Annotated in this window: 22 protein-coding genes and 1 pseudogene; 10 read left to right on the top strand and 13 right to left on the bottom strand. The window is 63.5% G+C overall.

Annotation, left to right across the window (positions count from 1 at the left end; translation table 11 throughout):
• Positions 1 to 33: 33 nt before the first annotated feature.
• Positions 34 to 606, bottom strand: coding sequence for a hypothetical protein (locus HMPREF3227_RS03000; RefSeq protein WP_066510121.1), 573 nt, complete (start codon positions 604 to 606; stop codon positions 34 to 36).
• An 86-nt stretch (positions 607 to 692) separates the two neighbouring features.
• Here HMPREF3227_RS03000 and HMPREF3227_RS02995 point away from each other — a divergent pair.
• A pseudogene (locus HMPREF3227_RS02995) lies at positions 693 to 1,256 on the top strand (PTS sugar transporter subunit IIC); the annotation flags it as partial.
• Between the two features lie 200 nt (positions 1,257 to 1,456).
• Here the strand turns inward: HMPREF3227_RS02995 and HMPREF3227_RS13200 are convergent.
• The 3 genes from HMPREF3227_RS13200 to HMPREF3227_RS02985 form a co-directional block, all read right to left on the bottom strand.
• Positions 1,457 to 1,600 (bottom strand): hypothetical protein, encoded by a 144-nt coding sequence (locus HMPREF3227_RS13200; protein WP_154666913.1) that lies wholly within the window; start codon positions 1,598 to 1,600, stop codon positions 1,457 to 1,459.
• Between the two features lie 223 nt (positions 1,601 to 1,823).
• Positions 1,824 to 2,348: an alkylhydroperoxidase, AhpD family gene (locus HMPREF3227_RS02990; RefSeq protein WP_066510115.1), complete on the bottom strand. Its 525-nt coding sequence runs from the start codon at positions 2,346 to 2,348 to the stop codon at positions 1,824 to 1,826.
• 116 nt (positions 2,349 to 2,464) lie between these two features.
• Positions 2,465 to 3,058 carry a peroxiredoxin gene (locus HMPREF3227_RS02985; RefSeq protein ID WP_066486487.1) on the bottom strand — a complete coding sequence of 198 codons (594 nt, stop codon included), beginning with the start codon at positions 3,056 to 3,058 and terminating at the stop codon, positions 2,465 to 2,467.
• 170 nt (positions 3,059 to 3,228) lie between these two features.
• Between HMPREF3227_RS02985 and HMPREF3227_RS02980 the strand changes: the two genes are divergently transcribed.
• Positions 3,229 to 4,185, top strand: a complete 957-nt coding sequence (locus HMPREF3227_RS02980; RefSeq protein ID WP_066486490.1) for a hydrogen peroxide-inducible genes activator — start codon at positions 3,229 to 3,231, stop codon at positions 4,183 to 4,185.
• Positions 4,186 to 4,268: 83 nt separating this feature from the next.
• Here the strand turns inward: HMPREF3227_RS02980 and HMPREF3227_RS02975 are convergent, their stop codons facing one another.
• Positions 4,269 to 5,315, bottom strand: a complete 1,047-nt coding sequence (locus HMPREF3227_RS02975; protein WP_066510113.1) for a hypothetical protein — start codon at positions 5,313 to 5,315, stop codon at positions 4,269 to 4,271.
• Between the two features lie 177 nt (positions 5,316 to 5,492).
• On the opposite strand from HMPREF3227_RS02975, the gene hrpA reads away from it, so the two are divergent.
• The gene (hrpA, locus tag HMPREF3227_RS02970; protein WP_066510105.1) at positions 5,493 to 9,389 is read left to right on the top strand and encodes an ATP-dependent RNA helicase HrpA; all 3,897 of its coding nucleotides are present in this window, start codon (positions 5,493 to 5,495) and stop codon (positions 9,387 to 9,389) included.
• 106 nt (positions 9,390 to 9,495) lie between these two features.
• Here hrpA and nrdR read toward each other — a convergent pair whose 3' ends face one another.
• Positions 9,496 to 9,954 carry a transcriptional regulator NrdR gene (gene nrdR, locus HMPREF3227_RS02965; protein ID WP_066486500.1) on the bottom strand — a complete coding sequence of 153 codons (459 nt, stop codon included), beginning with the start codon at positions 9,952 to 9,954 and terminating at the stop codon, positions 9,496 to 9,498.
• A 197-nt stretch (positions 9,955 to 10,151) separates the two neighbouring features.
• A complete protein-coding gene (locus HMPREF3227_RS13195; protein WP_141629113.1) occupies positions 10,152 to 10,352 on the bottom strand; it encodes a hypothetical protein in 201 nt (66 codons plus the stop codon).
• A gap of 555 nt (positions 10,353 to 10,907) precedes the next feature.
• Here HMPREF3227_RS13195 and lexA point away from each other — a divergent pair.
• The gene (lexA, locus tag HMPREF3227_RS02960) at positions 10,908 to 11,609 is read left to right on the top strand and encodes a transcriptional repressor LexA (protein WP_066486503.1); all 702 of its coding nucleotides are present in this window, start codon (positions 10,908 to 10,910) and stop codon (positions 11,607 to 11,609) included.
• 374 nt (positions 11,610 to 11,983) lie between these two features.
• Positions 11,984 to 12,769 (top strand): DeoR/GlpR family DNA-binding transcription regulator, encoded by a 786-nt coding sequence (locus HMPREF3227_RS02955; RefSeq protein WP_066486512.1) that lies wholly within the window; start codon positions 11,984 to 11,986, stop codon positions 12,767 to 12,769.
• Between the two features lie 180 nt (positions 12,770 to 12,949).
• On the opposite strand, the gene ptsP is transcribed toward HMPREF3227_RS02955, so the two are convergent.
• The gene (gene ptsP / locus HMPREF3227_RS02950; protein ID WP_066510095.1) at positions 12,950 to 14,635 is read right to left on the bottom strand and encodes a phosphoenolpyruvate--protein phosphotransferase; all 1,686 of its coding nucleotides are present in this window, start codon (positions 14,633 to 14,635) and stop codon (positions 12,950 to 12,952) included.
• A gap of 234 nt (positions 14,636 to 14,869) precedes the next feature.
• On the opposite strand from ptsP, the gene HMPREF3227_RS02945 reads away from it, so the two are divergent.
• The 3 genes from HMPREF3227_RS02945 (at position 14,870) to HMPREF3227_RS02935 (ending at position 18,280) form a co-directional block, all read left to right on the top strand.
• Entirely contained in the window at positions 14,870 to 15,832 is a 963-nt protein-coding gene (locus tag HMPREF3227_RS02945; protein ID WP_066510088.1) for a 1-phosphofructokinase family hexose kinase, read from the top strand.
• Positions 15,833 to 15,865: 33 nt separating this feature from the next.
• The gene (locus HMPREF3227_RS02940) at positions 15,866 to 17,923 is read left to right on the top strand and encodes a PTS fructose transporter subunit IIABC (RefSeq protein ID WP_066486528.1); all 2,058 of its coding nucleotides are present in this window, start codon (positions 15,866 to 15,868) and stop codon (positions 17,921 to 17,923) included.
• A gap of 90 nt (positions 17,924 to 18,013) precedes the next feature.
• A complete protein-coding gene (locus tag HMPREF3227_RS02935) occupies positions 18,014 to 18,280 on the top strand; it encodes an HPr family phosphocarrier protein (protein WP_066486533.1) in 267 nt (88 codons plus the stop codon).
• A 313-nt stretch (positions 18,281 to 18,593) separates the two neighbouring features.
• Here the strand turns inward: HMPREF3227_RS02935 and HMPREF3227_RS02930 are convergent, their stop codons facing one another.
• The 3 genes from HMPREF3227_RS02930 to hflX all read right to left on the bottom strand — a co-directional run bounded on the left by HMPREF3227_RS02930 (position 18,594) and on the right by hflX (position 21,911).
• Complete coding sequence (locus tag HMPREF3227_RS02930) at positions 18,594 to 19,049, bottom strand: GyrI-like domain-containing protein (protein WP_066486540.1); 456 nt, start codon at positions 19,047 to 19,049, stop codon at positions 18,594 to 18,596.
• Positions 19,049 to 20,332: a uracil-xanthine permease family protein gene (locus HMPREF3227_RS02925; RefSeq protein ID WP_066510086.1), complete on the bottom strand. Its 1,284-nt coding sequence runs from the start codon at positions 20,330 to 20,332 to the stop codon at positions 19,049 to 19,051. The genes HMPREF3227_RS02930 and HMPREF3227_RS02925 overlap by 1 nt, the downstream gene beginning before the upstream one ends.
• A gap of 61 nt (positions 20,333 to 20,393) precedes the next feature.
• Positions 20,394 to 21,911, bottom strand: a complete 1,518-nt coding sequence (hflX, locus tag HMPREF3227_RS02920) for a GTPase HflX (RefSeq protein ID WP_066510083.1) — start codon at positions 21,909 to 21,911, stop codon at positions 20,394 to 20,396.
• Between the two features lie 157 nt (positions 21,912 to 22,068).
• On the opposite strand from hflX, the gene HMPREF3227_RS02915 reads away from it, so the two are divergent.
• Together HMPREF3227_RS02915 and HMPREF3227_RS02910 are read left to right on the top strand one after the other, a co-directional pair.
• Positions 22,069 to 22,848, top strand: coding sequence for a hypothetical protein (locus HMPREF3227_RS02915; protein ID WP_066510078.1), 780 nt, complete (start codon positions 22,069 to 22,071; stop codon positions 22,846 to 22,848).
• Between the two features lie 154 nt (positions 22,849 to 23,002).
• The gene (locus tag HMPREF3227_RS02910; RefSeq protein ID WP_066510077.1) at positions 23,003 to 23,584 is read left to right on the top strand and encodes a hypothetical protein; all 582 of its coding nucleotides are present in this window, start codon (positions 23,003 to 23,005) and stop codon (positions 23,582 to 23,584) included.
• A 155-nt stretch (positions 23,585 to 23,739) separates the two neighbouring features.
• Here HMPREF3227_RS02910 and dapF read toward each other — a convergent pair whose 3' ends face one another.
• Both dapF and miaA read right to left on the bottom strand, forming a co-directional pair.
• Positions 23,740 to 24,588 (bottom strand): diaminopimelate epimerase, encoded by an 849-nt coding sequence (gene dapF, locus HMPREF3227_RS02905; protein WP_066510068.1) that lies wholly within the window; start codon positions 24,586 to 24,588, stop codon positions 23,740 to 23,742.
• 9 nt (positions 24,589 to 24,597) lie between these two features.
• Entirely contained in the window at positions 24,598 to 25,509 is a 912-nt protein-coding gene (gene miaA / locus HMPREF3227_RS02900; RefSeq protein ID WP_156452957.1) for a tRNA (adenosine(37)-N6)-dimethylallyltransferase MiaA, read from the bottom strand.
• Positions 25,510 to 25,561: the final 52 nt, after the last annotated feature.

Raw genomic sequence — 25,561 nt, 5'->3', positions numbered from 1 at the left:
ACGCCCCTCGGCTCCGGCTTGCCTAACGCTGTTCTAACGCTGCGCGAGCGAGGAGAGAACCTCCGGGAACTGCTCCGGGTACTGCGTCAAGATAGACGACAAGATGATGGCGTTGACCGAGGACGTAGTGACCGGAACCAGGCCACCGCCATTCGCGGACAGAGCGAAGTTCGTGGCGTCGCGAATGGCATTCACCGGGAGATCCGGGCTGATGTACATTCCTTCCCAACCCTGGCCAACGAACTCGAGCTTCTTGCCGTGCTGATAACACGGGCCAACGACCCACCGCGTGTGGACGCACACGAGGCCATCGTTGCCCTGCGGCGAGACAATCCGGTTGCCGCCCACGTTCTGGTTCCAGAACGCCGAGTCGCTCGGCGTAAGAAACTTCTCGGTGTCCCACGAGCGCTGAGAGTTGGTCGGCGACTGGTACGGCAGGACGACCTTGCCGCTCGTCACGGCGTCGAGCTCCTGCTGGAACTCGCGGTCAGACTGCTCATCCGCGCTCGCCACCGTGGGGCTGACCGCAGCCATTCCTGCAGCGAGGACGGCAGCCACCGCCGCGCGGATCGTGAGGCGGGAGCTGGACTGGAAACGAGACGACATAAAGAGTCCTTTCATCATGCTGGTGTGAGTGTTACCGCTGGGGCTTATGTTACTCTTCGGCGCCCCGCGCTACCATCCCGGCGCCTGGCCCACCGCTTAGCGCTGCGACGACGCTCGAGCCCGTACTCATGGGCATCGTGCTCTCCACGCTCTTCGCATTCCTTATCGTCTCGCCGATTTCCACCGTCGGCATCGCCACCGCCATCTTCATGGAGGGCGTGGCCTCCGGTACGGCGGACCTCGGTGCCGTCGCCACCGGCTTCACGCTGCTCATCATCGGTTGGAAGGCCAATGGCTTTGCGACATCCATCCTCCACGTCCTCGGCTCCCCCAAGGTCCAGATGGCGAATGTCTTTTCGCGCCCCATTACCCTGCTGCCGATTTTAAGCTCTGCGGCCATCCTCGGCGGCATCGACGGCGCCGTGGGCATTTCCGGCACGCCTATCTCGGCCGGCTTCGGTATTTCCGGCCTCATCGGCCCGCTCGCCGCCCTCAATTACGAAGGTTGGGGCTGGAGCGCTGGCAACGTCATCATCGTCGCCCTCGTCTTTGTCGCCGCCCCCATCGCTCTCGGCTTCCTCTTTACTTTCGTCTACAGCACGCTCCTTGGCAGGGTGAAGCCGGAGCACTACAAGCTGGACTTCGAGTAGAGCTCCGGCACCACGCCGCTGCAAGGAACGCCGTTACCTCAGACGGTGCGCGTCGGCGGCGGCTTCGGCACGCAGCCACTCCCCATAGGCCAGGGCATCTCGATAGGCCTCCCAACGCTCACCACATTCGCGGAAAAGCGGGCACAACGCGCGACGCTCCTGGAGTTCCTCGCCGCGGAAAGCACGGCAAAGCCGTACCCCTAAAATGTCGCGGGGCTCTCGGTTTCCTCAGCCGTGGCGTCGTGCGGGCTGGCAACGGCGGAGCCGTCAGAAGAAAAGGCGGCGATCCCCAAGGCCGCGGCAGCGACCAAACCGCTAAATGCGAGGCGCGACGACGTGCTCATAGACCTTCCTTAACTAAAAGTGGGCAGGATGCGAAGACCTAGTCAATGCAGTTCTCACAACTGCTCTTAATTTAGCGCACAACGCACGCCCGTTCTAGCTCAAACGGAAATGATCTCACCTGTGGATTTTCCCCAAGGATCACAAAAAGGCCCTGCGCTCGTGTGAACGCAAGGCCCAGTGCAAGAGAACTGGAAGCTCCACCGGTTCTAGGAGTGCATGCTCTTAGCGAGCAGCCTCAATCTGAACAGCCTGTGCAACAGCCTGAACGGTGGCAGCCACGCGGATGCCCTCCCAGACCTGCTCCTTGGTCAGGCCCTCCTCCTGGAGGGTCTTGGTGTGAGCAACGAGGCAGTGCTCACAGCCGTTGATGGCGGAGACAACAGTGTTCCACAGCTCGAAGTTGGCCTTCTCAACGCCCGGCTTGGAAATGATGTTCATGCGCAGGCCGAACTTGACCTGAGCGAAGTCATCGCCCAGCCAGCCCTTAGCGCGGTACGCAACGTTATTCATTGCCATGACGGTAGCGGCGCCGAGGGCAGCCTCAATAGCCTCAGCGGACAGGTGCTCCTTGGCCTCTTCCATGATCTCGGAGAGGACGGTGTCGTTGCGGGTGGCAGCGGCCGCGGCGAGGATGGAGCCCCACAGCTGCTCCTCGTTGAGCTCGGTGGAACGAGTGAGGGTGCCCAGGTTCAGCTTCTGGTCCTTGGCGTACTCCGGCAGGGAAGACTTCAGGTTGTCGATAGACATATTCTTTGCTCCTTACAGCGTTTTATAGGTGTTTTTCAATCGATGGTCAAAAGCAAGCCCCGCAGAGTGTGCGAGGCTTGAAAGCTCATGGCCCAATGCCTGAGATGGGCGCAGCCTTAGAGCGAGGACTGGACGACGTCGAGCTTGTTGATGTTCTTGGTCGGGTCGTTAGCTTCCCAGTTGCAGGCGCACACTTCCTCAGACTGCAGAGCGTCGAGGACACGGAGAACCTCGTCAGTGTTACGGCCGACAGCGTCCGGGGTCACGGAGACGAACTGGATGATGCCATCCGGATCGATGATGAAGGTAGCGCGGTCTGCAACGCCGTCAGCGTTCTCGACACCGAGGGCGCGGATGAGGTCGTGGCGGACGTCAGCGAACATCGGGAACGGGATGGACTTAAGCTCCGGGTGGGTTGCACGCCAATTGAAGTGAGCGAACTCGTTGTCGGTGGAACCGCCCAGAACCTGGGTGTCGCGATCCTCAAACTCCTCGTTCAGCTTGCCAAATGCAGCGATCTCAGTCGGGCAGACGAAGGTGAAGTCCTTCGGGTAGAAGAAGACAACCTTCCACTTGCCCTGGTACTTGTCGAGCGAAACCTGCTCGAAGTAATCCTCCGGCTGCTGCGCGTTCACGTCGTGCAGGTCGCCGCCCTTCAGAGCGGTGAGGTCGAACTCCGGGAACTTCTCGCCAACGGTCAAGATAGGCATAGTGTGTGTTACTCCTTAGGGTGCAAACAACTTGAATGGTTTCACTACTGGCCGTTTCCGCAGGCCCCGCTCACAATGACCGGGACTGTGTGGCCAACATGCTCCATTATGCCTATCAAATCGCGGGCTGTCAATAGCTAAACTTATTAAGAAGTGTTAGAGTTATAGGCATGCACAATAAAGAGTATCGTCCCACGCTTGCTCAGCTGCGCACTTTCGTGACGATCGCCGAGAATAAGCACTTCGGCACCGCCGCTACCAAGCTGCAGATTTCCCAGCCTTCCCTCTCCCAGGCGCTCGTCGCGCTCGAGCAAGGCCTTGGCGTCCAACTTATCGAGCGCTCCACCCGCAAAGTGATTGTTACTACAGCGGGGGAGTCTCTCCTCCCTTATGCCAAGGCCACGCTCGAAGCTGCCGATGCCTTCTTAGCCCACGCCCGCGGCGCCAACGGGACCCTCACAGGCCCACTTACCATTGGCATTATTCCTACGATCGCGCCGTATATCCTGCCGGACCTCCTCACTTCCATCGCCGAGCGGTTCCCGGAGCTCGAACCGCGCTTCGTCGAAGAGCAGACGGATAACCTCGTCCAGCGCCTGCGCGACGGCCAGCTCGATGTCGCCATCATGGCGCTGCCTGCGGAGTCGCATGGTCTTGTCGAGGTGCCGCTCTACCACGAGAATTTCCGGGTCGTCACCAATGTCTCGCACCCACTCGCCGGCCGCACCGACCTTGAGCTCAAGCAGCTCGATGACCTCGATCTGCTCCTCCTCGATGACGGGCACTGCCTGCGCGATCAGATTCTCGACCTCTGCCGCACCGCGCACATTAATCCGGCAGAAGCGACGAACGCCGTGACCCGCGCCTCCTCGCTCACGACCATCATGCAGCTCGTCATGGGCAACCTGGGCAGCACGCTCGTCCCCGAGTCCGCGCTCGCCACCGAATGCGGCAACCCGGAGCTCGCCGTGGGCCGTTTCGCCCCCGACGTCGTCGCCGAGCGCACCATCGGCCTCGTCTTCCGTTCCTCGGCCGCGCGCTCCCAGGAATTCGAGGAGCTGGGCGCGCTCGTCACCGCCGCATTCCACAACGCCGTCGAGCGTTCGGCACCGCTCTCCCCTGCCTAAAGCGCCGAACTGCCCCCGCGTTCCATAGCAAAGCGCGCCGCCCACAGACCGGGCGGCGCGCTTCGCTGTATACGTGAAGGTGGCTATGCCTTGCGGCCTGCTGCGGGAATCTCGCCGCCCACGACCTGGCGGTAGTAGTGTGCAGTACCCAGCGTATACGCCGGTAGCAGCACGCACGCGCCTAGGCCCAAGGTCACGATGAGGCCAAACATCATGATGAGACCCATGAGCAGGGTGAAGCCCAGCAGCGGGAAGAAGTGACGCAGGCCGGCACGGAAGCCCTGCACGATGGCGTCCTTGACGCTGGCGCCGTCCGCCGCGTGCCACTGCATCAGCAGTAACAGCGGGGTCATGATCACGGTGACCACGAGAACGACGAGCAGCATGAGCAACAACGAGCCCAACGCCGCAAAGAGCTCGTCATTGCTCACATTCGGCTTGTCCATCAGGTCGATCATGCCGAACAACGGCGACGCGATAAGCGCGAAGGTCACGATGCCCGGGATGATGGAGGCGACAAGCCCCGCACCCAGTGTCGGCCAGAACTTCACGTCGCGGCCAACGAAGCCCCACTCCGTCGTGGGGTCATCGATCTGCCACAGCGCCAACCGGAGGATGAACGGCATGACGATAAGCGACAGAATGCCGGAAACGACATCGACAAATGTATTCGAGCCCTCATCGCCGCCGAGCGCAGCGCCCAGCGCACCGAAGGCCGCGGCAGCCAGGAAGTAGACGAGGCCGCCGACGATCCACAGCTTGGCGTTGCCGAACGTCGCCTTGAAGCCCCACCCGAAGGCATCCGTGACGGACGTCTCGGGTCCGGCCTTCACGGTCGCCGCGCCGCCGTAACCGAAGAGCGCCTCGTTCGCGCTGTAGCCCTGGTAGCCCGGTCCCGGCTGGCCGCCCGGAATTGCTCCGCTGCCCTGCCCCGGGTAGCCCGGGTAGTTCGGAATTCCACCCGCGGGCTGCTGACCAAAGCCCGGCGCGTCCTCCGGGTGATTCGTGGGGCCATACTCACCGTAGCCATAGTTTCCGCCGTTTCCGTAGACACCACCGTTCTCACCAGTGCCGTCAGAGTTGTAGTCACCGCCGCCGAACGGATTGCGTGGATCCTGTGGGTTCGTCACGTCACTGCTCCTCACACGTTGTTGCTACGGGGACTCTCCCCGCGCTGCTGAACGGTTCTAGAGTAGCGAAGAACCGCCACTGATGTGCTCACAATCCACAGCGCGGGAGGCTGTGGGGCGCCGGGCACGGCGGCATCGGAAAGCTACGCGCAGCGGCGGGTAGACTGGTGCGCAACTATGTCTGAAAACACCACAGCCCCTTCGCGCGAGGAACTCTTCGCCGCGCTTGAAAAGGTATCCCTCGCCGAGGCACGCAGTTTCAAGCGCCGGCTCCACAAGGCACGCTCCGAGGGTGCCCGCACCGCCATCGGCCGCGATATCGAGGCGGCCCAGGAGCGCGTCGCGCTTATCGATGCCTCCGTTCCGGAGATAACCTACCCCGACGCGCTGCCCGTCTCGGCGCGCAAGGATGACATCGCGGAGGCCATCCGCGACAACCAAGTCGTCATTATCGCTGGCGAAACCGGTTCCGGTAAGACCACGCAGATCCCCAAGATCTGCTTGGAACTCGGCCGCGGACGCCGCGGACTCATCGGCCACACGCAGCCCCGTCGTCTGGCCGCACGCACCGTCGCCGAGCGCATCGCGCAGGAACTGGATCAGAAGATCGGCGAGACCGTTGGCTACGCCATCCGCTTCGACGACCGCGTGTCGGCAACGACCGCGGTCAAGCTCATGACGGACGGTATTTTGCTCGCGGAGATGCAGCGCGACCGCTTCCTCAACGCCTATGACACGATCATTATTGACGAGGCGCACGAACGATCGCTCAATATCGATTTCCTGCTGGGCTACTTGAAGCGTCTGTTGCCCAAGCGTCCGGACCTCAAGGTCATCATTACGTCGGCGACGATTGACCCGGAGCGCTTTGCGTCCCATTTCGCGTCCCAGGATGGGACGCCGGCGCCCATTATTGAGGTCTCTGGGCGCACCTTCCCCGTCGAGATTCGCTACCGTCCCCTCGAGTTTGAGGCCGGCGGCAAGATTGTGGACCAAGATCCTCTTGACGGACTGTGCGAAGCCATCGAGGAACTCATGGCCGAGGGCGAGGGCGATATCCTTTGCTTCTTCCCCGGCGAGCGCGACATCCGTGACGCGATGGAGGCCCTCGAAGGCCGCACATGGCGCGGAGTGGAGGTCACGCCCCTGTTCGGACGCCTGTCCAACGAGGAACAGCACCGCGTGTTCTCCTCGCACCGCGGACGGCGGATTGTGCTGTCCACCAATATCGCGGAGACCTCCCTGACCGTCCCCGGCATCCGCTACGTCGTGGACACCGGCACCGCGCGCATCTCTCGCTACTCCACGCGCACCAAGGTCCAGCGCTTGCCCATCGAGCCCATCTCGCAGGCCAGCGCCAACCAGCGCTCCGGTCGCTGTGGCCGTGTCGCCGACGGCATCGCCATCCGCCTCTACTCCGAGGACGATTTCAACTCGCGCCCCGAGTTCACCGATCCGGAAATCCTGCGTACCAACCTGGCCAGCGTCATCCTGCAGATGATCTCGCTGCGACTGGGCGATATCTCCGAGTTTCCCTTCGTCCAGCCGCCGGACCAGAAGGCCATCCGCGACGGCCTACTCCTCCTTCACGAGCTCTCCGCTCTCAAGGACGAGGAGAAAGACGGCCTGCCCGTCCTCACCCCAGTCGGCCGCGACCTTGCGCGCATCCCTGTCGATCCGCGCATGGCCCGCATGCTCGTCGAAGCCCGCACCACCGGCTGCCTCGAGGACGTCATCGTCATCGTCGCCGCCATGACCATCCAGGACGTGCGCGAGCGCCCCACCGAATTCAGGGCCCAGGCCGACCAAGCCCACGCCCGCTTCAAGGACACAAAGTCCGATTTCCTGGCGATGCTCAAGCTGTGGGACTACATCGTGGAAACCCGCGACGAACAGTCCGGCAACGCCTTCCGCAAGCGCATGAAGAAGGAATACCTCCACTACATGCGCATCCGCGAGTGGTTCGACTTGGTGCGCCAGCTGCGTGACGTAGCGAAGCAGCTGGGCTGGCAGTTTAATGAGTCCTCCTCCAGGGATGATGACCGTATCCACATGTCCCTGCTGTCCGGCCTGCTGTCTAACATCGGCGCGCGCGACGGCAACTCCAAGGAATTCCAGGGTGCGCGCAACACACGCTTCCTCGTCTTCCCCGGCTCCGCACTCGCGAAGAAGCCGCCGGAGTTCCTCATGGCCTCCGAACTCGTGGAGACCTCCCGCCTCTGGGCCCGCGACGTCGCAGCCATCGATCCCGCCTGGGTGGAAAAACTCGGCGCAGATCTGCTCAAGCGCCATTATTCGGAGCCCACGTGGTCGCGCAAACGCGCTGCCGCGATGGCGCATGAGAAAGCGACGCTCTACGGCGTTCCCATCTTCAACGACCGCCTCGTGCCCTACCACCGCGTCGATCCGGTGGCCGCGCGCGACATGTTCATCCGCGAGGCCCTCATCGCTGGCGACTGGAACACGCACCACACCTTCTTTAAGAAGAACGCGCAGGCCTTGGAAGACGCCGCCGAATACGAGGAGAAGGCACGCCGCCGCGGACTTGTGGTCGACGAGGACCGGCTCTTCGACTTCTACGACTCGCGCCTGCCCGCAAAGATTACGACCGGCCACCATTTCGACTCCTGGTGGAAGAAGGAGCGCCAGAAGCACCCCGACCTCCTCGACTTCGATCCCGCGAAGCTTGTGGAAGACGACGCCGGCGTCACGGAGGAAGCATTCCCTGACCGCTGGCTCAAGGGGTCTATCGACTACGACCTCACGTACAAGTTTGAACCGGGCGATCCTCTCGATGGCGTCACCCTCATGGTGCCCATCCCGCTGCTCGCGGGTCTTGACACCGAGGGCTTCGATTGGCTGGTCCCGGGTCTGCGCTTGGAGCTACTCACCGAGCTCATCCGCACCCTGCCCAAGGCCCTGCGCCGTACCGTCGTTCCTGCGCCCGAGTTCGCCGAGCGCGCGCTCGACCGCGTCATCCCTTACGAAGGCACCGTCACGCAGCAGCTTGCCGATGTCCTCCGCGAGCTCGGCGGCTCCGGCATTCAGACCGAGGACTTCCGCCCGTCCGCCCTGCCCGCTCACCTCAAGATGAACTACGCGGCCATCGACAAGCGCGGCAAAATTGTGGATTCGGACCGTGACTTGGCCGCTCTCGTCGAGCGCCAAGCCGGTTCCATCAAGTCCTCCGTCTCCCGCGTAGGCCGCAAGTCCGAGTCCAAGGCCGTGAAGGAATGGACTGCCGAGACCCTCGGCACCGTGGAGGAGACCGTCTCCACCGTCGTCGACGGCCACGAGGTCCAAGCCTATCCAGCGCTCGTCGCCACCAAGGATGGCGTGGAGCTCAAGGTGCACCCGACCAAGGCTGCTGCCGATGCCGCCATGCTCACCACCACGCTCACCCTGCTCATGCGCGATATCCACGTGCAGGCTGGGCCCATGGTCAAGGGTCTGCCCTTGCAACAGCGGGTTGCCGTGGACTCGTATCCGCACGGCGGCGCCCAGGGGCTCGTCGACGACGCCCGCGTCGCCGCAATTCGCGACCTCATGATGTCCGCCGGCGGTCCCGTGCGCTCACCCGAGGAATTTGAGAAGCTGCGCGCCAAGGTCAAACCCGATGTCCCCGGTGCCGTGCGCCGTACCGTCGTAGCACTCGCGCCCGGTCTCGTGGAATACGCTAACGTCGTCACAGAGCTCGCCAAGTGGGAAGGCCCCGCCATCGACGATATGCGCCGCCAGCTCGAGTTCCTGCTGCCGCGTAACGCCGTCACGGTCCACGGGCTTGTTCATCTGCAGCACCTGCCGCGCTACGTTGCCGCCATGCGTATTCGCTTGGAGGAAATGGGCATGGACCCTGACAAAGATGCCGACCGCCAGGCAGAGATCGACGAGGCCCACGCCTACCTGAAGAACCGACTGCGCAACCTCCCCGCTGGCCGCAAGAAGACCCGCGAGGTCAAGGAGATCCACTGGATGATCGAGGAACTGCGCGTCTCCCTCTTCGCTCAGCGCCTCGGCACCGCCCGCCCCATCTCGCTACGTCGCGTGCAAAAAGCCGTGGACAAGCTGCGCTAAACAGCGCCCCACGGCAACGCGTCGGGTCGGGGCGATCTCATGAATAAGGTCGCCCCGGCCCTTTGTGCTCTATGTATCCGGGCACAGTGCGCGCGGCCCGGCTCTTCTAGCTGTCTGCGCGGTCGCGACGCTTCATGAGGCGAATCTCGGACTCGAAGTCGTCTGCACTTTCGAAGGACTTATACACCGACGCGAAACGCAGATAGGCCACCTCATCGAGATGTCGCAACGGCTCGAGAATCGCCAAACCGATGTCGTTGGCGTTGACCTGGGAGCTGCCGTGGCTGCGCACGGTTTCCTCGACTTCTTGGGCAAGGCGCTTCAACGCGTCATCCGGCACGTGGCGTCCCTGGCATGCGCGGCGCACCCCGCGGATGAGTTTGTCGCGGCTAAACGGCTCCGTAATGCCGTTACGCTTGACCACGAGCAGCACGGCCTTCTCCACGGTCGTGAAGCGACCCGTGCAGTTCGTGCATTCGCGGCGCCGGCGAATGGCTGTGCCCGCGTCCACGACGCGTGAGTCGATGACGCGCGACTGTTCATTGTGGCAAAACGGGCAATACACTGGGACTCCTCTCCACGGTGCCGCAGCGACCACGGCCACTTGTGCGGCCATGGGTGCGGTACGGATTCGATGTCCCAGTGTAGCGCCCTGCCCTCGCGGGCCCTATTTACTTATGTCTCGCTTGCGAACGTCCCCGGCATGCCGCGCCGTGACGTCCCCAAGCGAAGCTTTCCCTACCGCCCGCGTGACCAAGCGACCTAGCGGGCACCGTTGACAGCGGCCACTTCTGCCTGCGGCGCCATATCCGCACCAGTCATGGTCTCTTCCGCGGCGCCGCCGCCGAAGACGATGGTGAAGAAGAGCGCTGCTCCAAACACGGCACCGAGCACTGCGCCGCCGCGCAACGATTCCCTCTCCTCCGTGTTCGAAACATCAACACGAGCATTGCGAGGACGCACGGATGCTGGTCCATGACCGCTCCGGCGTTCGATATCTAGCGTTCGAACGCTCCCACCGTAGGCGCCGGTTCGACGTGGAGTGCGATGCCCCGCCGGGACATCCCACACGGCCGCCGGCGGCACGACTGCGGCGGAGTGATTGTCAACCAAAGACGAGGTACGAGCTGCGAAGCGACTAGTGTTCAATGCGATAGCCATGAGAGAGTCCTTTCGTCGTGTGCGGCCATCATACGAAGCGGTAAGAACATGTTCGAAAGTTGGTCGCTGTTATGTTCGAATTAGTTGCTATGTTCGATTTATAGCAAGGTTTCGAAAATTTGTCCACAAATCGTACAAATTTCTCGAACATCCGTGCTTAGCGTGCTACAAATAGAGGGGAAGCCATTTCATGGCAGTCGCACGTCTCTGGCACGACTCGGAGGTAGCATCACGGCGGATCATATTCCTCGCCCAGCCATCTCCCGGTTCGTGCAAATACGCCCAGTCCGTATCCGCACGTTCGTCCCGTCCACCGACCACACGACTTTTCGCCCCACCCAAAGGAGCCTTGACCCCATGCCCCGCAAGTCAGCAAAAAATACCGGCAAGCCTGACGTTTCCGCGCTGAGCGAGCGCCAGCGTCGCATTCTCGAAGTCATCAGCGACGCAGTCCTGCTGCGCGGTTATCCGCCAAGCATTCGCGAGATTGGTGACGCTACCGGACTGCAGTCCACCTCGTCCGTGGCCTACCAGCTCAAGCAGCTGGAGGAAAAGGGGTTCTTGCGCCGTGACCCTAACAAGCCGCGCGCGGTGGACGTTCGCCACCTCCACGATCAGAAGAAGAAGCCGGGCCCTGCACCGAAGTCTGCGGACGCACAGCCGGTTCCGCCGGAGGCCTCGGGAGTGAGCTACGTGCCGGTCGTCGGCCGCATTGCCGCAGGCGCCCCCATCACAGCAGAGGAAAACGTGGACACTTACTTCCCCATGCCGGACGAGATTGTCGGCTCCGGGGATCTGTACATGCTCCAGGTCGTCGGCGAGTCCATGAAGGATGCGGGCATCCTCGACGGCGACTGGGTCATCGTTCACTCGCAGTCCACCGCCGAGGAAGGCGACTTTGTCGCAGCATTGTTGGGTGGCGATGAAGCAACGGTCAAGGAATTTCACCGTGACTCCACCGGCGTGTGGCTATTGCCGCACAATGATGACTTCGACCCCATCGACGGCACTCATGCCACCATTATGGGCAAGGTCGTGTCCGTTTTCCGCAAGATTTAATCGGATAACCTTTTACGAGTCAAGGGTGGGATTACCCACCCTTTTCTGGTATTTTTTACCCCTTAATTGGGGCGATACCTGCATGGACACTCATCACAGATTGAAGTCCGCACACAGCCGAAATCCCATGTAGAACAATTTTTAGGGGCGATGTGGCGCACACCTCAATGTGAGATTAGATCCGAACGCCTTTGTTTTACGCGTGTTTTGGGACAATGGTCTTATATCTTCATACGGCAACGCGACCGCAGCAATGCAGTGCGCCGCGACGCACCAGCTCCCGGCTCCCTTACCGAGGCCTGCGCAGCACTGGTCCTGTTCGCCGCACCACGCGTTGACCGGAATTGTCCCCGAGTAAAAGAAGTGATGCCGCCATGTACGCTGAGGAGCGCCGCCGCCAGATTGCTTCGTTGACCGCCGTCGAAGGGCGCGTCAACGTCACCGAACTTTCCGAGAGATTCGATGTCACCGCGGAGACCATTCGACGCGACTTAGCGGTGCTCGACCGCGATGGCGTCGTCCACCGCGTCCACGGCGGCGCTGTTGCTTCCCAGTCTTTCCAGACCGCGGAGTTTACCCTCGACGCACGCTCACGCTCCGCGTCAACCGCCAAGTCGGCCATCGCACGCGCCGCGGTGGACTACCTCCCACAGCCGGGCGGCTCCATCTTTCTCGACGCTGGTACCACTATCAACGCTCTCGCTGACCTCATCTCGGTTCAGCCTAACGCGCACAGCTGGTCCATCGTTTCCAATAGCCTTCCCATTGCGCTCTCTCTGGCCAGCAATGGTCTCTCCGAGGTCCAGCTGCTGGGCGGCACGGTCCGCGCCATCACGCAGGCGGTGGTCGGCGATACGGCGCTGCGCACCATGGCACTCATGCGCGCTGACGTCGCCTTCATCGGTACGAACGCGCTTACCCTCGACCACGGACTGTCCACGGCAGACTCCCAAGAGGCTGCAATGAAGTCCGCTTTCGTTACCCACGCACAGAAGGTTGTCGTGCTCTGCGACTCCACGAAACTGGGCAATGACTACCTCGTGAGCTTCGCGTCAATCGCTGACCTTGATGTGGTCATCACGGATTCCGGCGCACCGCAGTCCTTCATCGACCAACTGCGCGACCGCGAGGTTGAGGTCATTGTCGTAGAGGACAAGTAAACCAGACTTTCCAACGCTCCACTGCACAACGCCCCATCGGTTCACACAATGAGCCAATGGGGCGTTTCGGTATCTCCAACCATGTTCCGGTCGACCGACACGTGGCGAGACACACGAGTTGGCCAAGACGACAAAGCCGCCCATGCACGGGGCACGGGCGGCAGCGGCTGCAGAAGTCGCTTAGATGTTCGCGATGTACTCGCGGACAGCCTCGCGGGCCTCAGAAGCGCCAACGGAGTTGACGGCGATGTCGGCGATCTTCTGGCACTGCTCCAGGGTGAGCTCCGAGAGCTGAGCGCCCACGCCGGCGACGGCGGTGGCGGCGCAGGACAGGGAGTTCACGCCCAATCCGACGAGCACGCCGGCGAGCATCGGATCAGCGGCGGCCTCGCCACAGACGCCCACGGCCACGTTGTTGTCGCGGCCGACAACACAGGTGTGTTGGATAAGACGCAGCACGGCCGGTTGCCACGGGTCGGTGAGGTAGGCCAGCTGTGGGGACAGACGGTCCGCAGCCATGGTGTACTGCGTGAGGTCATTGGTACCGATGGACACGAAGTCGAGGTACGGCATGATGGTGTCGGCCATGAGCGCAGCGGCGGGGACCTCAATCATCGCACCCGCGGTGAGGTTGCGCTCACGGCACAGATCTGCGAACCACTTGGCTTCAGAGGATGTAGCAACCATCGGAGCCATGACCCAGGTGGGAGCGTTCTCGTCACGCTCAGCGGCGGCCTTCGCAATGGCGTCGAGCTGGCGCGTAAGAAGCGACTCGTTGTCACGGGCAATACGCAGACCGCGCACACCGAGAGCCGGGTTTTCCTCGGTCTCCATGGTGGCGTAGGAAATCGGCTTATCCGAGCCTGCGTCGAGCGTACGGACAACGACCTTGGACTGCGGGAAGGCAGCGAAGACCTTGCCATAGATGCGTGCCTGCTCATCAACAGTTGGCTCTTCCGTCGCGGACAGGAAGGACATCTCCGTGCGGTAGAGGCCGATGCCCTCTGCCTGCGTGTCAGCGGCGACGCGAGCGGCATTGCCGTCTGCCACATTGGCGAGCAGCTGGAAGCGGTGGCCGTCCTTGGTCTGGGCCGGACCGGTCCACTGCGCCACCTTGGCGGCGCGCTCGCGGTACTCCGCGACGGCGGCCTCAGAGGTAGCCGGGTCAGCACCGAGGGTCACGGTACCCAACGAACCGTCGACGAAGACCTTGGTGCCCGGCTCGATGTCGCGCAGCTTGGCGCCTACGGCGACGATGCACGGGATGTCGAGCTGACGCGCGATGATCGCGGTGTGCGAGGTCGGGCCGCCGAGCTCGGTGACGAGCGCCTTGATGTGGGTGCCGTCGAGGGTCGCGGTATCCGCCGGCGCGAGGTCATCGGCGAAGAGAACGGCTTCGCCCTCAACGGTGGGCAGGCCGGGCTCCGGCTCGCCGCGCAGCTGTGCAATAACGCGGTCACGCACGTCCTTTAGGTCGGTCGTGCGCTCAGCCATGACGCCGCCCGCAGCCTCGAACATGGCGATGAATTTGTCGGTCGCGCCGACGACGGCGTATTCCGCGTTATTGCCGGCGTTGATGTTCTTACGCACGGCCTTGTGCCAGCCGCGGTCCTTGACCATGCCGGCGGTCGCGTTGAGCACCTCAGCCGCGTTGCCTTCCGCGCCCGCGGCGCGGGTCTCCAGACGACCGGAAACGGTGAGCACGGCCTCGTTAAAGCGATCGAATTCTGCCGCTGCCTCATCTTCGGCGATCGGCGTGCCCGAGGTCGGCAGATCGGGGCGGGGTCTTACCCAGACGGCCTCAGCAAAAGCGACGCCCGAAACGACGCCGGTGCCCTTGATAGTGGACTGAGATGCGTTTTCCATGCGTGGAAACTCCCTTGCATTCATATCGAATGGTGTCTTTTGTTCAGATCATCACAAATCGGACGCAAAATCAATAGAAAACACAGGAAACCATTGACAAACGGACAGATTCGGACAAAAATCAACAGTGACCACAAATGTAATTCACAAGCGTTTTCCCAGAGTGTCCACCATCCGGGAGAAACACCAACAAACACCAGCATACGGAAATATCCGGAGAGGGATGTTTATTAGATGATCGTCACACTGACACCGAACCCCAGCGTCGACGCCACCCAGGAGCTGGGTGGACCGCTGGAGCCCGGCGCCGTCCAGCGCACCGTGGCTTATAGCCACGCCGCCGGTGGCAAGGGACTTAACGTCTCCCACGCCGTGCATCTCGCAGGCGCACCGACGCTCGCGCTGTTCCCGGCTGCGAACCGCGACGGCTTCCTCAGTCTCGTCGAGGATTCCGAAGTCCCGTTCGAGAATATCCCTATGACGGATCTCGTGCGTACGAACTCCACCATCACGGAGCCGGACGGCCGCACCACGAAGATCAACGGCTTGGGCCCGACGCTGTCTGAAGACACGCAGGCCGAGCTCGTCGCCCGCTTGAGCGCCGCAGCGGCCACGGCCGACTGGGTCGTCCTCGCCGGTTCTCTGCCACGCGGCGTGGACAAGGACTGGTACGCCACCCTGGTGCGCGCCGTGCGCGCGGCCAACCCCAACTCGCAGATCGCCGTCGACACCTCGGATGGCCCCATGGAGGCCCTCGGCGCCCGCCTGGACGACTCCGCGCCGGACCTCATCAAGCCCAATGGCTTGGAGCTGGGACAGCTCACCGGTCGCGACGGTCTGGCGCTCGAGCGCCAGGCGGAAGACGGGGACTTCAGCGGCGTCGTCGAGGCGGCGCGCGAGGTCAACGCGCGAGGCATCCCCCAGGTGCTCGTCACCTTGGGCGGCGCAGGCGCCGTCCTCGTTACCCCGGAGGGCGCCTGGATTGCGACCCCGCCGCCCGTCGAGGTCAAGTCGACCGTCGGCGCAGGCGACTCCTCTCTCGCTGGCTACATCCTGGCACGCAGCCAGGGCAAGAACTTCGCGGACTCACTCGCCCAGTCGGTTGCCTATGGCACCGCGGCAGCCGGACTGCCCGGCACAACGATTCCGCGCCCGGAACAATTGAATATTGAAGAGACCACAGTCTCTGCCCTGTAATCCACCCCAGATAAATGAAGTAAGGAGCCTGACATGGCATCCGATCTGATTACGACCGACCTGGTCGCGCTTGACGCCGACTTTGGTGACAGTGTCGAATCGGTCATTACGAACCTCGCCACGCTAGTCCACGGCACTGGCCGCGCGACTGACATCGAGGGACTCGCGCAGCCCGCCATCAACCGCGAGGCACAGGCCGGTACCGGCGTGCCCGGCGGCGTGGCTATCCCCCACTGCCGTTCCGAGGTTGTCACCGAGCCGACCCTCGCATTCGCGCGCCTGTCTCAGGGCGTGGATTTTTCGGGCCCGGACGGCGACGCTCACCTCGTCTTCCTCATCGCAGCCCCCGCCGGCGGCGGCAAGGCGCACCTCAAGATCCTCTCCAAGCTCGCACGCGCGCTCGTGAAGAAGGACTTCCTTGCGGCTCTTCGATCCGCAAGTACGAAGGAAGAAATCGTCACGCTCGTCCTCGACGTCGTCAACGCCGAGAAGAAGCCTAAGGCCCAGCCTGCCGATGCCCCCGCTACCGCAGCCGCCGCACCGGCTGCCAACGTCACGCGTATCGTCGCCGTCACGGCCTGCCCCACTGGCATCGCCCACACCTATATGGCTGCCGATGCCCTTACGCAGACCGCCGCCGAGCGTTCCGACGTCGACCTGCAGGTCGAGACCCAGGGTTCCTCCAACAACACGGCCCTGTCCCAGGCGACCATCGACGCGGCTGACGCCGTCATCTTCGCCACCGATGTGGGAGTCCGCGACCGCGAGCGCTTCGCGGGCAAGCCCGTCATCGAGTCTGGCGTCAAGCGCGGCATCAACGAGCCGGGCAAGATGATCGACGAGGCCATCGCTGCCTCAAAGAATCCCAACGCCCGCAAGGTAGCCGGCACCGCTGGGGCGGCATCGGCAAGCTCTGCACAGGAAGAAGGCGCAGGCCTGGGCTGGGGCAAGCGCATCCAGCAGGCGATTATGACGGGCGTGTCCTACATGGTGCCGTTCGTTGCCGCCGGCGGTCTGTTGCTCGCCCTCGGCTTCCTCTTCGGCGGCTATGACATGGCCAACGGTTGGGGCGCCATCTCTACGCAGTACTCGCTTAACAACCTGCCGGGCCACGAGGTCGACGTCGATGGCACGATGATGACCTTCGAGCGCTCCGGCTTCCTGCTCTACATCGGCGCGGTGCTCTTCGCGACCGGCCAAGCAGCGATGGGCTTCATCGTTGCGGCCCTGTCCGGTTATATCGCGTTCGCGCTCGCTGGCCGTCCGGGCATCGCACCGGGCTTCGTCGGCGGCGCCATCGCCGTGACCCTGGGCGCCGGCTTCATCGGCGGTCTGGTCACCGGTCTTATCGCTGGTCTCGTCGCCATGTGGATCGGCAACTGGAAGGTCCCGCGCTGGCTGGGCTCCCTCATGCCGGTCGTCATCATCCCGCTGCTTGCTTCCCTCGTTACCGGCCTGCTCATGTACCTCGTCCTCGGCGCACCGCTCGAGGCGATCATGAACGGCCTGCAGAACTGGTTGTCGTCCATGTCCGGCTCCTCTGCCGTGCTGCTCGGCATCATCCTCGGCCTCATGATGTGCTTTGACCTCGGTGGCCCGGTCAACAAGGCGGCCTACCTCTTCGCGACCGCTGGCCTGTCCACGGGCGACGAAGCCTCCATGCAGATTATGGCTGCCGTCATGGCCGCCGGTATGGTCCCGCCGATTGCCCTGTCCATCGCCACGTTCTTGCGCAAGAACCTATTCACCCCTGCCGAGCAAGAAAACGGCAAGTCTTCCTGGCTGCTGGGCCTGTCCTTCGTCTCCGAGGGTGCCATCCCGTTCGCCGCGGCTGACCCGCTGCGCGTCATCCCGTCCATGATGGCCGGTGGCGCCGTCACCGGTGCCCTGTCCATGGCCTTCCACGTCGGTTCCCGTGCTCCGCACGGCGGCATCTTCGTCTTCTTCGCCATCGACCCGATTTGGGGCTGGATCATCGCGCTGCTCGCCGGCATCGCCGTCTCCACCCTCGCGGTCATCGCCATGAAGCAGTTCTGGCCCAACAAGACGGTCGAGGCCGAGGCCGCCAAGGCTGAAGCAACCGCCGCGTAACTCTTCTCACGTATGGTCCCCGGCGCATCCGGCCGGGGACGAGTACACTGGTTTACAACGATTTACCCCGTATGAAAGGACTTACATACCATGGCTTCTAAGACCGTTAAGGTTGGTTCCTCCGTCGGCCTGCACGCCCGTCCGGCTTCCATCATCGCTGATGCTGCTGGCGAGTACGACGAGGACATCTTCCTCACCCTCGTGGGTGGCGACGATGATGACGAGACCGACGCTGCCTCGTCCCTGATGATCATGGCCCTCGGTGCCGAGCAGGGCGACGAGGTCACCGTTACCTCTGACAACGAGGACGCTGTCGAGAAGATCGCCGCTCTCATCGAGAAGGACCTGGACGCCTAAGTCTTCATCCTGACAAGCGGGCCCTCGGGCCCGCTTTTCGCGTTTTCAAAAGGCTTGTCCCCTGGCGTACCCGGATTTCACGACGACCAAGGCCTCAAAACCGAGGACATTCGGGCGCTTCGTTGTCGTGAAATCCCGTCTCCCCTTCCGCGAAGTCCGCGGGTTCGGTTTTCAGGACAACGAAGGCGCCCCGGAACGCGGACCTCAAGGGCTTCGTTGTCGTGAAATCCGCGCAAAGACTGTGCGGTGGGCGGCCAGGGACATGTGAAAGCCCGCTGCGGTGAGGCAGCGGGCAGGCAGAACAGCGGCGGGGTTAGACGTACCAGTACAGGTCCGTCACGGGGCCGCCGTCCTGTCCGGGCATGAGGACGTAATCCTCGAAGGCGACCTCGCTAGGGTCGTGACCGGACTCGCGCAGGGCGGTCTCAAACTGGTTCCATGCTTCGGGGAGCATGGCGTAGTCCTGTTCAAAGCGCGCGACCACGGCGGAACCCTCGGGGAAATCAAGGAGCTGCGCTGGGTACTCCGCGGCGTCGAGGACGGTGGCGACGGCGGCACGATGGGCATCGGAAAGCACAAAGGCAGCGGCGACGTCGAAGCTTTCGTCGGGTGCCGAGAAATAGTAGGCCCGGCAGGCGGCGGGAACGACGCCAGCGGCCTCGAGGACGCGCGCGAGAACCGGATAGGCGGCGTCGAAGAAGGTCCGGAGGTCAGTGACCTCGCGGCGCAGGGCAAGCACCGTGTGGCGCGGGAGGGGACGCGGCTCCATTAGTATTTCGCTCCATGCCCCTCACCCATGCGCTCATAGAGCCACCTGGCCAACGGGTAGACGACGATAACGCCCACGGAGCCCCAAGCGATGCCCTCGAGTGAGACGGAGCCGACATTGAGCGTGAGGTTGCCGATGCCGGCGACCAGTGCCACGGCCGCGCAGGTGAGGTTGACCGGGTTGTTGAAATTCACCTTATTGTCCATCCAGATGCGGATGCCGAGCATGCCGATGAGACCGTAGAGCACGAGCGTGGCGCCACCGAGAACGCCGGTAGGGATGGTGAAGATGAGTGCGCCGAACTTCGGGATGAAGGCGAGCGCGATGGCGAAGAGTGCCGCAACCCAGTACGCGGCCGTCGAGTACACGCGGGTCGCGGCCATAACGCCGATGTTCTCCGCGTAGGTCGTGGTGCCGGAACCGCCGAAGCCGCCCGCGATGGCGGTGCCGAGGCCGTCCGCAATGAGGGCGTCGCCAGCGAGATCGTCGAGGTCGCGCTTGGTCATCTCGGACACAGCCTTGACGTGGCCGACGTTCTCCGCGATGAGGACGACGAGGACCGGCAGCGCCACGAGGATGGCCGAGAGGTGGAAGGAGGGCGTGTGGAACTGCGGCACACCGATCCAGTCAGCATCGGCGATGGTCTGCGCGGTGTCCGGCGCGAGGTTGCCCGTCACGGCGGCAAAGACCCATCCGATGACGACGCCAATGAGGATGCCCAGGCGGGCAACCATTCCGCGGCCACCCACGGTCGCGACGATGATGGCGACGAGGGTGACGAAAGCAACGAGCGGCTGCGTCTGGAAGTTGGCGGTGGCGCTCGGTGCCAGGTTCAGGCCGATGAGCGCGACGATGGCGCCAGTCACGGCCGGCGGCATGACGGCGTCGAGGACGCGACGGCCAGCAGCCTTCACGATAAAGCCGACAAGCACGAGGACAAGGCCTGTGACGAGGACGGAGCCCGCCTGGACGCTGATGCCTTCAGACTGCGAGGCCGACAGCGGTGCGATGAACGCAAAGGACGAGCCCAGGTACGAGGGCAGGCGGTTGCGCGTGATGAGAAGGAAGAGGATGGTCGAGATACCTGAGAACAACAGCGTGGTGTTCACAGGGAAGCCGGTGAGCGTCGGCACGAGTAGCGTCGCGCCGAACATGGCGACGACGTGCTGCATGCCAATGCCGATCGTCCGGCCCCAGCTCAAGCGTTCTTCCGGCGCGACAACCGCGCCCGGAGCAATTTTCTGACCGTCACCGTGGACGGTCCAACCTAGAGAGTAAGTCACGAACCCTCATTATGGTCGACCTGCGACGAATACGGAAACGTGAACGCCTCAGCGGCTCCGTCTACGCGGCGTCGGAGACGTGGAACTCCTTGAGCTCGTCCGCGACGGCGACGGGCAGGCGCACGTCGAGCAGCGTGCCGTCCTCGGTGTAGGACTCGGAGCGCACGGTGCCCACGGCGTGGGCACGGGCCACGACGTCGCCGCGGGTAAACGGCACGAGCAGCTGTACGTGAGCGTCGCGGGCGTTGAGGAAGAGCTCGACGCGGGCGGTGAGCTCGTCGATGCCCTCCCCCGTCTTCGCCGAGACGTACACGACGTTGTCGCGGTCAAGGACGTGGCGCAGCTCTGCGAGCACGAGCGGGTCGGCCTCGTCGATCTTGTTGATGACGATGATCTCTGGCGGGGCGTCCTCGCCGGTCTCGCGCACGATGTCGTAGATGACCTTGTTCACGGCCTCGATCTGCTTGAGCGGGAACGGGTCCGAGCCGTCGACGACGTGGAGCATGATGTCTGCGGCGAGGACCTCCTCGAGCGTGGACTTGAAAGCCTCCACGAGCTGCGTGGGCAGGTGACGAACGAACCCGACGGTGTCTGTAAAGACGACTTGGCGGCCATCGGCAAGCTCTGCACGGCGCGTGGTGGGATCCAGGGTGGCGAAGAGGGCGTTCTCGACGAGAACGCCCGCGCCGGTCATGGCGTTGATCAGGCTCGACTTGCCGGCGTTCGTGTAGCCAGCGATGGCGATTTGCGGAATGGCCGACGCGCCGCGGCGGGCACGCTTGACCTCGCGCGCGGTCTTCATAGCCTTGAGCTCGCGACGTAGCAGCGCCATCTGGGTGCGAATGCGGCGACGGTCCGTCTCGATCTTCGTCTCACCGGGACCACGCAGGCCCACGCCGCCGTTGGAGCCGGCGCGGCCACCCGCCTGACGCGAGAGGTTGCCACCCCAACCACGGGTGTGGGTGTAGAGGTATTCGAGCTGGGCTAGGGAGACCTGCGCCTTTCCCTCTTTGGACTTCGCGTGCTGCGCAAAGATATCGAGGATGAGCATGGTGCGGTCGATGACCTTGGTGTCGAGCTCGCGCTCCAGCGCGGAGAGCTGACCGGGGGTGAGCTCACCATCGCAGACCACGGTATCGGCACCGGTGGCCATGACGATGTCTTTGAGCTCCTTGACTTTGCCCGAGCCAACGTACGTGCCCGGGTCTGGCTTATCGCGCTTTTGGTAGAGGGCCTCGACAACTTCAGCGCCGGCGGTCTCTGTGAGCGCGGCAAGCTCGGACATGGTGGCCTCAACCTCGGCGACGGTGCCTTCGGTCCACACGCCGACAAGCACGACCTGCTCAAGGCGCAGCTTACGGTACTCAACCTCGTAGCCGTCAGTGGTGTCTTCGGCACGAATGGTCGTTGCCTTCGTGACGCGGCGGAAGGAGTTACGCTCGGCGAGGTCGAGCTCGCCGGTGGTTGGGTCACCGTGGTCTCCGTGGTCGACTGGGCGCACACCGTGCACCGGCGCCGCATGGTCGCGAAAGGCCGCGGCGAGGAGATCCTCGTGGGATTGCTTTTCTTTCTCTGTCATATGCTTTCCCATCTTTCCACGTCGCGCGGGAAAACGGTGAATAATTCGCCCACAGCGCACAGCACCCCCACATTGATTAAATACGGAGAACCCTGTGGGAATGAACACGCCCGCGCAACGGTTGAACGTTACTGGAAATATTGGCCCCCACGCTAGGATGATCCCCATGACCACACCTGTTGAATCCACCGCTAATCCGGAGATGCAGGCCATCGGCCTCAACTACTCCCGTTGGCAGGACGCGGTTGAAGCCGCCATCGCCACGAACCAGCTCACCGTCACCGGCGAGGTCCGCGGCGGCCAGCTTATTCAGTTCGCTGATCCGTCGGGCGCACAGCTCAACATCCTGGCCGTTGAGCCTTTCGCGACCTTCATCGGCTTTGAGGCGACCACGCAGACCTTCGCCCACGTCGACATGGTCAACGACGTTCTGTCCTACATGGACGTCATCGACCCGTTCGGCAACTCGCTGGCTCAGGTCACCGCGAACTTGGCACAGGGCCCGCTACTCGCCGAGGAAGATACGCAGGAATGGCAGCAGGTGAGCCTCACCGCCATGGGCGTCGCCGTCGAGTCCTTTGACTCCGCCGAGGCCTACGAGGCCGCCACCGGCATCTTCCCGTCCGCCTTCGAGTCCGAGGGCGCCGAGATCGTCAATGCCGGTTCCGCCGCAACACCTACCGCTGCCGCGACCTTTGCAGCGCGTGTCATGGAGTCCGAGTGGCGCCACAACCAGCTCACGGGCGAGAAATTCATGCACCTCGTCATGGACGGTCTCTTCCCCTTCGATCTCTGCCTGCCGGCTACCTTCGGTGACAGCGAGCTCCCGGCCAAGGACACCGTCCTCGCTGGCCGCGCGATGATCGTCGCCTCCGTCAACCTGCCCACCGGCGGCTGCGGTTGCGGCGGTGGCGGCTGCGGTTGCGGCGGCCACTAGGACGACCCCTAGCGCGGCGCGGGATGCTCCGTGCCGCGCTTTCCTGATCCCGCACCCACACAAAGTTGACGCGGCACTTTTCATTGGGCATCGCCGCCGCGGTGCGGTAAAATTCCCTGAAGAATTTATTTATTTACGCGCGGAGGGCAGTGACATGGTCTTATTTTCGAATTCCTATTCACGTCGCTCCACGCTGGCCATGGCGCTCACGCTCGGCGCGTGCATCGTCCTCATCGCCCTGCTCAAGGTGCCGGGGCTCATGATTTCTTTCCTGCTCGTCGGCGCTGCCTTGCTCATGATGAGCGCCCGTCCCGAGTCCACGGAGCACGACGCGCTGCGCACGTCCATCCAGCTCTCCAGCGAGGATATCCGGGACGTCATGGCGCAGTTCGAGGACTTCGAGGTTTCCCAGGACACGGACATCATCGCGGACCGCACGCTTCACCGCCCGGCTCTGCTCGATCTCGATACCAACGATCCGGACATCGAGGCCTTCCACTACCAGTACGCCTCTGCATCGCGCTTCCTCAAGCGCCTCCCGGCTCGTCTGGCCTCCCCCATGCTCGACACGAATCAGCTCGAGCAGATCTTGAGCGTCACTGACCAGCGCGCCGCGAGCCTCCAGGAATCCTGGCTCGCCGCCCGCCAGGCTGCGTTCCGCTTGGGCCCGGACTACAAACAGCAGCCTTCCAGTGCCCCTTCTGACGAGGATGAGGACTGGCGCAACTCCGCCTAGCCCCCGCGGCCACTCCGCCCTCATGCCCACTTCATGGCGAAGGCACTATCTCAAAGGCAATAACCCCAGGTCAATAAAATCGGCACTCTCGCCGCGACCTGGGGTTATTGCTGTTACAACATTGCCTTCGTCTGAAAGGCGAATGTCTGGCGGTTTTAGAGAACCGTCGTGCCTTCCGCAACGAGGCGCGACGGGCCAGTAAGACGCGAGCCGCCGTCGAAGATGTCCACCACGACCTGCCCGCCTGGGACGTTGACGGCGACGGTGCCGGTGGGTTGGGCGACATCGGCAAGCGCGGCGCGGGCCGCGGCGACGGTGCCGGTACCGCAGGAGCGGGTCTCGCCGACGCCGCGCTCGAAGACGCGCATGTGGACGGCGCCGTCGACGAGCGGGGTGACGACCTCGACGTTGACGCCTGCGGGGAAGAACTCGTGGTCGAAGACGGGCTGCTCGAAGTCCATGGCGGCGAGTTCCTCGGACGTGAGCGACGGGATGACGGCAGCGAGGTGCGGGTTACCCATGTCGACGCCCAGGCCGGCGAAGCTCGTGCCCGCCATCGACGCGGTGGACACGCCGGTGACAACAGCGTCGCCCATCTCGATGGAAACCTCCGCGTCGAAGTCATCGAAGGAATGGACCTTCACCTGCTTAGCGCCCGCGCGGGTGCCGATGGTGAACTCATCTGCGTCGACGAGGCCGCGGGCGCGCAGGTAATGCGCGAAGACGCGGCTGCCGTTGCCGCACATCTCGGCCACGGAGCCGTCCGCGTTGCGGTAGTCCATGAACCAGTCCTCGCGGTCGCAGTCGATCGACTCGACCTCGCCGGCGTCGAGGAGCGCGCCCGCGCGAACGACACGCAGAAGGCCGTCGCCGCCAATGCCGGCGCGGCGATCGCAGAGCAGCGCAACGCGCTCGGGTGCGATGGGAGTTGCCGCATCTAGATCTTCAATGATGACGAAGTCGTTTTCGGTGCCGTGGCCCTTGGTGAAATGAGTCGTGGTCATACGGCGATACTACGCCAGCGCGGCGCGCGCTTGGGCCGCGGTGTCCCCTGCCGCGTCGAGCCACGTAATGCGCGGGTCGCGGTTAAACCACGAGCGCTGGCGGCGCACGTAACGGCGGGTGCCGGTGATCGTGCGCTCGACGGCCTCGTCCCAGGTGAGTTCACCACGCTGGGCCTGGAAGACCTGGGCGTAGCCGATGGCACGGCCGGCCGTTGAATCAGAGACGAGGCCCTGTTTTTGAAGCGCCTCCACTTCCGCGACGAGGCCGCGCTCGAACATCTGGCGCGTGCGCAGATCGATGCGCGGGTTGAGCCACTCGGGAGTGGTGCGCAGGCCGAGCATGCGCGTGCCCCAGCGCGGCGGCGCGTCCTTGGGCGGCTGCGACGCCTTAAACGGCTTGCCGGTGAGTTCGATGACCTCCAACGCCCGGACGGTGCGGCGCGGGTCCTTGTCCTCGATAATCGAGGCGGCGGCGGGGTCGATTTCTGCAAGTTCGCGGTGCAGCGCATCGATGCCAATGTCCAGACGGCGCGCCTCATACTTCGCCCGGACAGAAGGGTCCGTGGGTGGGAATTGCCAGTCATCCACCAGCGCCTGCACGTAGAGCATGGAACCGCCCACGAGGATGGGCGTCTTGCCGCGGGCTAGGATGTCCTCAACGTCGGCGACGGCGTCGCGCTGGTAGCGCGCCACGGAGGCGGGCTCGGTGACGTCCCAGACGTCGAGCTGGTGGTGCGGGATTCCCTCGCGTTCCTCAAGCGTGAGCTTCGCAGTACCGATATCCATCCCGCGGTAGAGCTGCATGGAGTCGACGTTGACGACCTCGCCGTCGAGCTCGTGGGCAAGGACGAGGCCGAGGGCAGACTTGCCGGAGGCGGTGGGACCGATGACGGCGATGGGGCGCAGATTATTTTCAGGCATGACTCGACCCATCTTAGGGAAATTCGCCCCTACAACCTAAGACAAAGTGGGC

This window comes from Corynebacterium sp. CMW7794, from assembly GCF_001563605.1.
Classification (GTDB): domain Bacteria; phylum Actinomycetota; class Actinomycetes; order Mycobacteriales; family Mycobacteriaceae; genus Corynebacterium; species Corynebacterium phoceense.
Note: the sequence above shows the minus strand (reverse complement) of the source record. Positions and strands in the feature narration are given on the sequence as shown.